General features: G+C 36.1%; 14 protein-coding genes. All 14 read left to right on the top strand.

The genetic code is table 11. From position 1 onward, the window contains the following. The first annotated feature begins 273 nt into the window (after window positions 1–273). The 14 genes from V3C97_RS04020 (at window position 274) to V3C97_RS03955 (ending at window position 11,256) form a co-directional block, all read left to right on the top strand. Complete coding sequence (locus V3C97_RS04020; protein WP_338433813.1) at window positions 274–1,491, top strand: transposase; 1,218 nt, start codon at window positions 274–276, stop codon at window positions 1,489–1,491. Between the two features lie 184 nt (window positions 1,492–1,675). Beyond that, on the top strand, window positions 1,676–2,482 hold the full coding sequence (locus V3C97_RS04015) for a hypothetical protein (RefSeq protein ID WP_338433812.1): 807 nt from the start codon (window positions 1,676–1,678) through the stop codon (window positions 2,480–2,482). 505 nt (window positions 2,483–2,987) lie between these two features. Beyond that, entirely contained in the window at window positions 2,988–3,677 is a 690-nt protein-coding gene (locus V3C97_RS04010; RefSeq protein ID WP_338433811.1) for a hypothetical protein, read from the top strand. A gap of 967 nt (window positions 3,678–4,644) precedes the next feature. Beyond that, window positions 4,645–5,079 carry a hypothetical protein gene (locus V3C97_RS04005; RefSeq protein WP_338433810.1) on the top strand — a complete coding sequence of 145 codons (435 nt, stop codon included), beginning with the start codon at window positions 4,645–4,647 and terminating at the stop codon, window positions 5,077–5,079. Window positions 5,080–5,208: 129 nt separating this feature from the next. Further along, a complete protein-coding gene (locus V3C97_RS04000; protein ID WP_338433809.1) occupies window positions 5,209–5,562 on the top strand; it encodes a helix-turn-helix transcriptional regulator in 354 nt (117 codons plus the stop codon). A gap of 86 nt (window positions 5,563–5,648) precedes the next feature. Then, entirely contained in the window at window positions 5,649–6,377 is a 729-nt protein-coding gene (locus tag V3C97_RS03995) for a Fic family protein (RefSeq protein ID WP_338433808.1), read from the top strand. A 136-nt stretch (window positions 6,378–6,513) separates the two neighbouring features. Further along, the gene (locus V3C97_RS03990; RefSeq protein ID WP_338433807.1) at window positions 6,514–6,675 is read left to right on the top strand and encodes a hypothetical protein; all 162 of its coding nucleotides are present in this window, start codon (window positions 6,514–6,516) and stop codon (window positions 6,673–6,675) included. 249 nt (window positions 6,676–6,924) lie between these two features. After that, complete coding sequence (locus V3C97_RS03985) at window positions 6,925–7,767, top strand: Fic family protein (protein WP_338433806.1); 843 nt, start codon at window positions 6,925–6,927, stop codon at window positions 7,765–7,767. Window positions 7,768–7,779: 12 nt separating this feature from the next. Next, window positions 7,780–7,962: a type II toxin-antitoxin system RelB/DinJ family antitoxin gene (locus tag V3C97_RS03980; protein WP_338433805.1), complete on the top strand. Its 183-nt coding sequence runs from the start codon at window positions 7,780–7,782 to the stop codon at window positions 7,960–7,962. Window positions 7,963–8,024: 62 nt separating this feature from the next. Beyond that, on the top strand, window positions 8,025–8,825 hold the full coding sequence (locus V3C97_RS03975; RefSeq protein ID WP_338433804.1) for a hypothetical protein: 801 nt from the start codon (window positions 8,025–8,027) through the stop codon (window positions 8,823–8,825). A gap of 100 nt (window positions 8,826–8,925) precedes the next feature. Further along, window positions 8,926–10,044 carry a hypothetical protein gene (locus V3C97_RS03970; RefSeq protein WP_338433803.1) on the top strand — a complete coding sequence of 373 codons (1,119 nt, stop codon included), beginning with the start codon at window positions 8,926–8,928 and terminating at the stop codon, window positions 10,042–10,044. Beyond that, on the top strand, window positions 10,034–10,234 hold the full coding sequence (locus V3C97_RS03965) for a hypothetical protein (RefSeq protein WP_338433802.1): 201 nt from the start codon (window positions 10,034–10,036) through the stop codon (window positions 10,232–10,234). Before V3C97_RS03970 ends, V3C97_RS03965 begins: the two co-directional genes overlap by 11 nt. A 110-nt stretch (window positions 10,235–10,344) precedes the next feature. Continuing rightward, complete coding sequence (locus V3C97_RS03960; RefSeq protein WP_338433801.1) at window positions 10,345–10,773, top strand: helix-turn-helix domain-containing protein; 429 nt, start codon at window positions 10,345–10,347, stop codon at window positions 10,771–10,773. A gap of 252 nt (window positions 10,774–11,025) precedes the next feature. Continuing rightward, window positions 11,026–11,256: a hypothetical protein gene (locus V3C97_RS03955; protein ID WP_338433800.1), complete on the top strand. Its 231-nt coding sequence runs from the start codon at window positions 11,026–11,028 to the stop codon at window positions 11,254–11,256. Window positions 11,257–11,610: the final 354 nt, after the last annotated feature.

The following is an 11,610-nucleotide window of genomic DNA, read 5'->3' as shown; positions in this document are numbered from 1 at the left end:
TCTTAATGATAGATGATGGTTTACTAAATCCCGAAAAAATCATGGGTGTTTTGAAAAAGGAATTAAAGGCTCAGCAAGACATGTCTTTACAAGAAATTCTAGTTAATTCATTGACATAGTGGGCGAGATACCAGTGGTTTTAACCACTGGAGGGATAGCCCTCACTTATAAGCTCTAACGAGCTTACTTTTTCACCCTTTCTTTCCCCTTTTTTAGTATATTTCACTAAATATTTATGTTATAATAGTTAGTGAAGAAAGTGAGGTGAACCTAATGGAAATGCAAGTTACAATCAAGACTAAACTAAAGATTTCTAACTCTGAAATAGCTTTGAGTTTTTCTAAAACAATGGAGCAATACCGTCAAGCATGTAATTATGTATCTGAATACATTTTTAATCATGATTTTGATATGAAACAAAGTAGATTAAATAAAGAACTATATACTAAGTTGCGTAATCTATTTAGTCTTAAATCGCAAATGGCTCAATCTGTAATTAGAACTGTTATTGCACGCTATAAAACTGTCAAAACTCAAATGGCACGTAGATCTTATAAATATCAAGACCAAAATACTGGTGAGTGGTACCGTGAAGTACGTGATTTGACTTGGTTACATAAACCAATTTATTTTAATCGCCCACAAGTTGATCTTCAACGTAATCGTGATTGGTCTTATTTAAGTAGCGGTCAATTATCAATTAACACCCTTGATGGTCGTGTTAAAGTCGATCCTATTTGTCACGGATTCAGTCAGTACCTTGACGGTACTTGGAAATTTGGCTTAGCTAAATTACTTAAATCCAGTGGCAAATGGTATTTGCATATTTCAGCTACTAAAGAAGTCACTGATTTTGATAAACAAACCGTAAAACACGTTGTCGGTCTTGATCGTGGTTTACGCTTTTTAGCTACCAGCTATGACGAACAAGGTAAAACTGCCTTTTTTGACGGTCAAGCAATTATGCGTAAACGTGCTAAATATCAAAAACTTCGTGCCACCTTGCAAGCTAAAGGAACTAAGTCAGCTAAAAGACGTTTAAAGAAATTATCTGGACGAGAGAACCGTTGGATAAGTGATGTTAATCATTGCTTGTCTAAGACACTTGTTCAAAAATATGGTGCTAATACTTTGTTTGTATTAGAAAACCTTAATGGTGTTTCTTTTGAACGTATTGACTTACCTAAAGCTTTGCGTAATCAAAATAAATCATGGGCTTTTTATCAACTAGAACAATTTTTAACTTATAAAGCACATTTGAACAATAGTGAAGTGGTTGAAGTTTCTGCTAAATATACATCTCAACGTTGTCCTAAGTGTGGAGTTATCAAAAAAGATAATCGTAATCATGGAAAACATGAATATCACTGTACTAATTGTGGTTATCGTTCCAATGATGACCGTATTGGTGCTATGAATATCCAATTACTTGGAACTCAGTATATTAGCGGACAAGAACAACCTAAATTTGAATTAATAGCTAATGCGTAAACGTGTTAGTTAAGTGGGTGCTGTCAACCACCCAATGATGTAGCCACGTATAGTGTGGGAGCAACGAAGTTGCGTTATTACCACTGACCGTAAGGTCGTGAGTTACAAGCCTCAGTCTTTAGACTGGGGCAGTTGACTTGGGCAAAAGAATTATATCCCTGACGAAATTAGGGCTGCGAAAGCGTTGAAACGGTTTAGTTTTCCGCTAAAAGATAGCTTTGATAACTCTTATTCATATTGCTTTGAAGAACTGGGAGCAATGGAATATGTGCTGAATAAAGGAGTGACTAATGTAGAGACTGATCCTGTGAAGTTGGCTAGTAGTGTAGCTTACAGCATAGCTGCTGAAGCACTTGGTACGGTTAAAGGCATGCAACTCCAAGATAAAGTTACCGCTGCTAATGTGCAGAAAATTATTGATGAACTAGACAAACAAGCTACATGGCATAGAAAACATAGGCATTTTCCTAATGAAAAAGTCCCACACAATTTAGATGATTTGACTGAGCCCAAATTAGCCGACTTATTGATTAAAGAATTGAAGTGGAAACTAATCCAAATAAGCATAGATCGAGATTCTCAAAATATGACACTTAGTGATGCGTGGCAACAAGGATTAGCTAGGTATGAAGTTGCATACGGTTCAAGAGTAGGAAAAGGGTGTCTTGAGAACTTCAAGCACGGCAATTATTACGGTACTTTAGGGGCAGTTGCTTATTTGGCCAAGAGAAAAAAGGTATCGGCTACAACAATTTTAAATTTATATTGCAAGGGTTTGGACGGTAGAGTTAGCGTAGTAAACTTGGCGAACAAGGTGGGTCAAGAACGAACCTTAGAACTACTAAGCAATGGATTAAAGAAAGCAGGGCTTAACCCCAATGATCTATTAACTTCAGCAAATATTGAAAAGATTGCTAATACCTTACCAAAAACAATTCAACCCACACCAAATGTTTTAAAGTTGGTCAAGAAGAATCGGCGCAGCCGCTAAAAAAAGACAAAATAAAAACCCACCAATATGTTACTTGGTGAGTCTATGGATAATGGTTTTGTTGAAGCTGACGCACTTGCTATGATGCAGTTCCCAACTCAACAGCTCACGGGTAGGCAATTTTTTGTTCTTCGAATGCCCGTCAAAGCGGGTTGTTCTAGGGATGCTTGACTACCATTATACCTCCCTGCCTTAACTATATTATACCAGATTTGGAGGAATTTACAAAAAAGTAGGGGGCAGGGAAAACAACTATCCAAAAGACAGCGTAGACGCTAAAAGTGCAAAATAAATAGCCCACCAATCAAAAGATTGATGGGCAGTGGGTAACGATTTTGTTGAAGCTGACGTACTTGCTATGATGCAGTTTCCGTAATTAACAGCTCACGGGTAGGCATTTTTTTGTTCTTCGAATACCGCAGAGCGGAAATCCTAGGGAGTCCCTGACTACCATCAAACCTCCCTCTCTTAATTAGTATTATATCATTTTTTTGGAGGAATGACAATGACAAACTATCCAGCAGTAATTCGTTTTGCGGATATTTCTTTTGACGAACAGGAAAATTTGATGATTGATAGAAAAAAGATCAGAGAAGCTATGCGTAAAAAGAATAGACCTTATGCTAAAGTGAAAGGCGCTTTGATTTTTGATAGGGATAATACTTATTTTGTTCCTTTTAGAAGCCATTTAAATAAGCAAAATTATATTAAAAACCCTGAAACTTATGTTGTTTTGGAAGAAGACACATTCTCAGATGGAACTATTAAAAATTTAAAGAGATTAGAGTTAGACAAAACTATTGTAGTGAGCGATGAATTAAACTTTAAGGTTTCACGCAGTTCCATTGATAGAAAAACATATCAAAATCTAGTTAAGAAACAAGAAGAACTACACAATAAATTATATCAGTTCATTCAAAACTACAAACGCTATGTTATTGAAGGCAAAGTTGATGAACAGTTTAAATACACTACATTAAAGTATTTTCACAAAGAACTAGGTTTACCACCGATTAAAAAAACTAAGCAGAATACTAAGAGGAAAGATGTTGCTAATCTCAAAGGAGACTCAAAGCGCTTGGACAAAAAGTTTGTTGACAAAGTGATTAATGATTATCGCCAGGAAAAACGGAAGGAAAACTCAAAAAGTAGGGGGCAAGGAAAACAACTATCCAAAAGACAGCGTAGACGCTAAAAGTGCAAAATAAATAGCCCACCAATCAAAAGATTGATGGGCAGTGGATAATGGTTTTGTTTAAGCTGACGCACTTGCTATGATGCAGTTCCCAACTCAACAGCTCACGAACAGACATTTTTTTGTTCTTCGGATACCACAAAGCGGAAATCCTAGGGATTTTTGACTGTTATTAAAACTCCCTTTCTTATCTACTATTATATCAAATTTGGAGGAATTTATAAAAAGTAGGGAACGGGGAAACAATTGTCCAAAAGACAATGCAGACGCTAAAAAAGCAAAATAAATAGCCCACCAATCAAAAGATTGATGGACAGTGGTTAACGATTTTGTTGAAGCTGACGTACTTGCTATGATGCAGTTTCCGTAATTAACAGCTCACGGGTAGGCGTTTTTTTGTTCTTCGAATGCCCGTCAAAGCAGGTTGTTCTAGGGATTCCCTGCCTACCACCAAACCTCCCTTTCTTAATCATTATTATATCATTTTTTTGGAGGAATAACAATGACGAACTATCCAGCAGTAATTCGTTTTGCCGATGTTTCTTTTGACGAATAAGTCAAACATGGAAAAAGTTTCGCAAACGAAAATGGCACAAACTGGTCGGGATTCATTCTGGGATCGTTTAGTTAGTTGGTTTGGTAACTTATTTTAATAGCAATTAAGCGTAGAGAATCGGTTGAAGTCCTAATTTAGATAGGTGATTCTATGTCAAAAATTGTTGCAACTATGATGAAGCTTACCAAGAATATCGATCGTAAGGAAACCGAGCTTAAAAGAGAGCAATCTGATTAAGTATGTGTAGATGGGAGATTTGACTATGGCAAGTATTGAACAACTGAAAGCAAAGCGCAAAAAAGAGGCGGCTAAAGCAGTGGCTCATAAAAAAACGCTGAACTGTTAGAGAGGAAAATTCGCACAATTCCGGATAAAAAGGCGCAAAAGCGTACGCTCGAAAAAGGGCGAATTGTGGCTCAACTCCAAGCGGCATACGATCCAGTTGATCCGTTACCAATTGTTAGTCCAGCCCCTAGAGTAACAAAAAAAGCTGACCCTGAAGGATACGCAAAGTATAAGGCCTATTTGGAATATCAAGAAGCTCTTGCGGAAAAATCTGCTAAAGTTTCTCCTGAGGAAACCAAGAAATGGCTATTAGAACAGGTTGAGACAGAAATGGTGCTAAATGCTTTGAAAAAAGCTTTGCGTGTTCGTGATGATGGCAAACTGGAATTTGATTATTCAAGTGAATACTATAATATCATTGTTAACTGGTATGAAGAGAAGGTAAAAGAATATAATGTTATTATTGCTAGCTTTAATGCCTATGAAGAACGGCAACCGCAAAAGTATAGGCTGTTGCTTCGAAAGCTTAAAGCTGACCCTGTTTTATTAGACAAAATCTGACTACTCTGGGAATTAAGTTTAGAGAACCGTTTGGAATTGAATTTCCAAACGGTTCTTTTTTATCAAGTTAACCAAAAAGGTTATAATATATGTAAATAATTAGGTTAAAACATTAATGAGGAGACCGTTATGGCAACAGCTTTAGGCAAATATTTAAGAAAACTACGGATTGATCGAGATGAAAAATTATATGATATGAGCAAGAAATTGGGTGTTAGTGCACCTTTTCTCTCTGGAGTAGAAAATGGGCATAAAAAAGCTTCTCAATCCCTTCTAAATAAGATAATTGGCATATACAATTTAAGCGAAGAACAGCAAGAAGAATTACAGTATGCTCAAAGCATGAGTCTTAAACGAATTGACTTGACTTTGATACCAACAAAATATCGAGAATTAGTCATATTGTTTGCACAAAAAATAAATCAACTAACGCCTGAACAAATTCAACAAGTTAAAGATCTGTTAAAAGTAGTTGAGAAATAAGGAAATCATGACTGTTGCATAAAATGCAATAGTCGGAAGAGAATGGTACGCTAGTAGAAAGAAACGGTTAGAAAGGAAGTGGAATAATGAATTATGTTGATAAATTAAATTTGACGCAAGATCAAAATCGGCGTTTTGCAAAGATGAATTTGACTCGTTTAGTTTTTACTAACTCTCGTTTTGAAGGGTTGACGACTACTTTGCCACAGACGCAAACAATCATTGACGGCTTAGGAGTTGATGGTGTTTCAATTGATGACATTAATGTTATTGTGCAACTCAAACGAGGGTGGGAATTTGTTACTAATAGTGATGAGCCAATTGATTTGACGACTGCTAAGAAGATTAATCAGATTGTAGCTCGTGACCAGTTGTTAGCTCCAGGTGAATTACGTACGGGGCAAAGGCTTGTTATGACAACTAAAGGGGATTTTGTGCCACCTTCAGTTGATGAAGCCAAGGAGATAGCTTACCTTAAAGATCTTGAGGCAGACACTAATCGGTCAGCGACAGAACGTTCAATCGAATTAATGTACCATTTAATGCGTAATCAAGTCTTTTGGGACGGAAATAAAAGGACGGCAACCTTGTTGGCTAATAAGATGATGATTGATCACGGCAAAGGTTTGATTAATATTCCTGTAGATAAATGGTCAACGTGGAATCAACTGATTGCTGATTACTATCATAGTGGGAATATGAATAAACTAAAGCAGTGGACATATAATAATGGCGTTCAAGGAATCAGCCAACAGCCAGAAAGAAAAAAGGCACATAATAGGATCGTGGCGCCTGAACGTAACTTAAAGCGTTAATCATGCTGAAATGACTTTTTAAAGAGGTGGTTATTAGACTACCTCTTTTTAATATTGGTTTAGTTTCTTTAATAGAGAAAAAACTTATAAGGTAAGTAATAGCTATATTAAATGAATAGAAAAGAGGAAATATAGTATGAATATTAATGATTATCGGGAGAAGATAAAAATAATTCAATACGTGTTTAAGACATTTTATCCTGACGAAGAGAAGTATCATTTAATTGAAGCAGAAGGAATTAAGAGGGTAACTGAAGAGTTTATCTGGTATCGAAGTGTTCCGAAAGAAGAAAAATAGTTAGTATATAAAAGAAGTTTGATTAAAAGTCAAACTTCTTTTTTGTTTAGAAAAAATACAAATAACTCCCAAAAAAGCGTCAATTTAAATTTGATTTACGTAAATCATATTCAAGCCCTTTAAAAGCTCTTAGATTGCTTCTATTTGCGTTTAACGAAATGCGTGATTTTTTAGGGGATAATTTTTTCTAAAAGTGCAACTTTTGATATACAATGTATATACAATGTACACAAAGGGAGAAAATGCAAAATGAATTACCAAGATCAATTATCTGAGTTAACGCAGCTTAAAAAAATTATGGATTCTTTTCGACCGTTAGATCCTACTCAAGTTCAAATGCTTGAACAAAAAGCCAAGCTAGAACATGTTTGGTCTTCCAATGCGATTGAAGGTAATACTTTAAACAAAAGTGAAACCGAGTCAATTCTCTCTACGGGATTAACAGTTCATAAAAAACCGTTAAAAGATGCAATGGAAGTTCTTGATCTTGCAAATGCTTATGATTATGTGTTTGAGTTGATTAATACACAAACACCAGTTAGCGAACGTATGGTGCGAGATATTAATCGGTTAACAATGATGAAAACAACAAACGGGGGAACGGCTGCTGGTGAGTACCGAGTATTAGATGCATGGCCAAACGGTCAAGAAGATCACCCATATACTGCTCCGTTTGATATTCGTGCTGAGATGCAAGAATTTGTAGGTTGGGCAAATACGACTGTTAATAATCTACACCCAGTACAGTATGCAGCTGATCTACATCAGAAGTTGGTTGCTATTCATCCGTTTATTGATGGTAATGGACGAACTTCTCGCTTAATGATGAACTTTGCACTGACTGAATTTGGGTATCCAATTATTAATATTCAGCCTGATACAAAGGCAAGGCTTGAATACATGCAAGCTTTAGCTACTTCAAGAGAAACTGGTGATTTGCGACCTTTTGAAGAACTGGTAGCTAGCTATGTAAAAGGAGCACTTGAAGAAAGAATTGCAATTCTCAAGTTACATGAAAAAAATATGGCTGAGGCAAAGAAACAGACTAATTTATCTGATTACTTTAAGAAAAAGAGTGAGCGAAAGTATTAGGAGATAGCGATTATGAAGTCTTACAATATAAGGTTAGATGAAAATGATAAGGACGCAGCGACAGCAATTTTTGCTGATTTAGGAATGGACTTTTCGACTGGGATTAGAATCTATTTACAACAGGTGATCCAAAATAATGGCATTCCTTTTCCTTTGGTAAAGCAAGACAATAACTACGATGTTAAAAATGGTTAAAAGAGGATATTCGTGTTTCTCTTGTTACGCTTTAAGTAAAATTTGAGTAAGGAGTAATGATCATGGCAGAAACACGAGATACAGTTGTTAATCCGTTAGCAACTTTGATGAAAGCAAAATATGGCATTGATCGTCAAGGAAGTTTAACACTTTCATCTAATGAAACAATGCCCGCTAAAATCAGAAAAATTGCCAATTATATCTATAAGAATGGTGATTGGACACAAGAAGATTTTGAAGCAGCAGTTAAAACGTATGGTGAGATCGCATTACAATTATATGAACCCGGAATAATGGTTACAGGTGGATCCTTTAACCTTAAATTAGAGGGACGAGGTTCATTTTCGGGTGAAGTGTACGATTTACAGGCCCGAAAAGAAAACAATAAAAAAGAGTATCTTGTTAATGTGATTTTAGACCCAAATAATAAGATGTGGTCAAAACATGGTTCGATGTATAGTTTACGCAGCCATGAAGAAACAGATTTGGGTTACATTATTGGAAACAAAAGTACTGTTTTAGGATACGGAAAATTGTTTGATGACATACTTAAATCTTGGGAAGAACAGAAAGATAATTTTCCAGGCGTTTCAACCCAAGCGTTGATTCGAAAATTGTCGATGCTAGGAAATCATTCATATAGCCAAAAGAAAAAACGGCATATTTTTAACGTTTCTCCAAAGATTTTAAAGATTAGCAAAGAGGATTGGCAGAGATATACGATTGCTGATAGTAGATGGACTACTTCTGCAACCGATGATGCGCCAGATAGCATAAAAGAATTTTTGAGTAAAAGTATGATTGCCAAAGGTGGCTTCTCAGATCTACTTGATAACGCCTTGGTTAATAACTTCATATTTTAACCATTTAAAAAATATTGTCTTGGACTTTAGAAATGGACGTTATAGTTCATTTGGACATGAATACGGTCATTATCTGGACGAATTATAGGGTAAGCCCCTAATGGTAGATCAAAAAGAAGTTCCAATGGAATATTCTTTAAATAAAGCCTTTCGTCCTATTCTGGATAAATATGTCCAAAATTTGCATAAATTAGGGGTAGAAAGAAAGTATTATTCAATTCCTTCAGAAGTGTTTGCTCGTGGATTTGAGCTATGGTTGAGTGAACACCTACATGTCCGTTCAAATGGATTGGCTCCTGCTGTTGACTATAATTTAGAAACTGGTAAGGCAGAATATCGTGCATTTGATGTCGAATTAAGAAAGGAACTTTATCAACAATTTGATAATATTCCTGAATTGTCATTAGCCAAAGAAAGGCTGCAAAATCAGGATTTTTCTTTAGTGCCTGAGAAACAACTTTTACAGCCTACCAATATCGAAGAACCTGAGTTACGAGAAAATGCTGACAAATTGTCAAAATTTGCAACAAGTATCCTAAATAAATGGCTGAGCGATGTTGATCGGTTTGAAGCATTAATTTCAGGGACTGGGTATCAGTTGGATCAACCTAATCCTAACCGAGTCATTGCTTTTGATCAGCTTCAAACTAAAGCATTACCACAGATTATTAGCGAGCCTAAGCTGTGGAGTGTTGGAATTGATCCACGTAATTTCCGTAAGGGATCGCTACCAATTTTTGAAAAAGATAGAGAAAATTCACGTTGGATCGCTACAAATGCCTACAGTGTTGATAGTCTAAGACAGGAATTGCAACTCAATGGACGATCCGAGGACTTGGGTCGTTTAGAAAAAGTAATTAACAAACCTGAACGAGTGACTAATTTGAAAAAGGTTTTAGAACCATATCTCGAGAAGGGAATAGCAACTGAAGCTCCGAGCGAATATCGAAAACTTGTCGAAAAGATGGAAAAGCGTTATTTAATAGATGCCCTTGCTAACAGAGATGTTGTAACCCAAACACAAATGGAAGCATTCAAGTTTTCAGACGCTGAACGAGGAACCATTAAAGCTATGGATACAAAGACACTAAGAGAGTTGTATTCATATTCGATGAAAGATGCGAAGAAAATTTATCAGCAGATTCAAAAAGATTTGGTAAAACAAAAGGCAAGAAATAGGCAAACGATAGTACAAGGGAGGACTACACATGACAGATAAGAGTTGGATAGATGAATCAGATGAGCTAGCAAGAATTGAAGAAGTATTTGAACAATGGGGAGTGGCAAAGGTAACGTTGATTCCTTCTGGAGTAGAACGTAATGTAACTTTGCCAGATCACGAACCAGGCAAGTTTTATAAAGGTATGATCTGTTCGTTTTCACTGGATCAAGAAAGTATCTTGCCCTGAGAAAGCTTCTGCAAAATAGTAAGTTTCCACCTCAGTTGTTCCAATCCTATATACGGAATTATTATACCGTTAGTGGCATAATATAAATAAAGAAGATAACGAGGGGTACTATGACAATGATTAGTGCGGTAGAAAAATATATGTCCAATAAAGGAATTTCAATAACCGATGTTTCAAAGGCGTCTGGCATTAGTATGTTAACTTTAAGCAATGCTTTTAGTAAACCGATAACGACTTGGAGCATTCGAATTTTGAATGGTTTAGCAGCAACAACGTTTGATGATCCTGCTAAAGTTCTATCGGAACTGCAACCTAGACCATTTAAATATGTTGTAGATAATGAAAATCAAACCATTCAAGGTTTTCATATTGAGAACACTGATATATTCTGGGCAGTAGAATCGGCAGTGCATAGCTCGGTAATGGAAGGCTGGCAACCAACTAAAGCTGATGTAAGCGATGCTTACCGAGTTGCCACTAAGTACCAACCAGAGATGGAAAGCAACTTTAGACGGATTTTTGGTGAAAAAGATGAATAAAGATGAGGAAGTAAGTCTACAATTCAAATATGCGAACGGAACACTCAAGAATAAACTTAATGAAACGGATCCAGAGCGCTTGAAAACGTTTGAGTACCAGTTAGTTGATAAACGTCTTGTGTGGTTATTGACACATAACAAAAATACAGTTATTAATCCAGTTGATGAGTTAATTAAAATCCATCGTTTTTTATTCAAGCTTTGAAAGAAGAATTACCAAGTAATTCAGATAGTCAACTAGGTAAGCAACTAATGGCAGAGTTCAAAGAACTTAAAGGCAATACAGAAAGGCGGGCAGAATTTATGATTTTTACCGAAGAAGAGCAAAAGGCAATCAGACAAAAAGAAAAAATTGAGATTGCTACTAAGTTTTTGAAGAATTTAGGCGAAGAACAAGCGTTCACTTCGTTAAAGATTATTCTAGGTGATGAAAATAAAGCAAGAGCGTTTATTGCTCAGCATGGCAAAGAAGCAGTTCACTAAAAACAATTTCAGGCGTTGCACGAAAGTGTAGCGCCTTTTTTCGTGTCTAAAATTAACCACCAACCGTGATAGCGTCCAGGCTTGCACTTGTTTGGCCAAGCCGAAACTTTGGTCGCAATGCTTCTTGTATCCCCTTTTGCCGATGGAACAGGTAAAGAAGCGAGCAGGTAAGCAAGAGGGTAAAGAAAACAACTCATAAAAAATTTGAATTTATTGTATGTATTTAGGTAGGTAATAAGTTAAAAAGGAGGATTTCTGGACAGGTTTATTTTATTGACGATGATACAGCTACTTTAAAAGGTGGAATTAGCTCATTTGTTCATGAATACGCTCATTACTTGGATTATAGATATA

The sequence above is a fragment of the Ligilactobacillus saerimneri genome (assembly GCF_036689625.1).
Taxonomy (GTDB): Bacteria; Bacillota; Bacilli; order Lactobacillales; family Lactobacillaceae; genus Ligilactobacillus; species Ligilactobacillus saerimneri.
The sequence above is the reverse complement of the archived record's forward strand: the minus strand, read 5'-3'. Positions and strand labels throughout refer to the sequence as shown.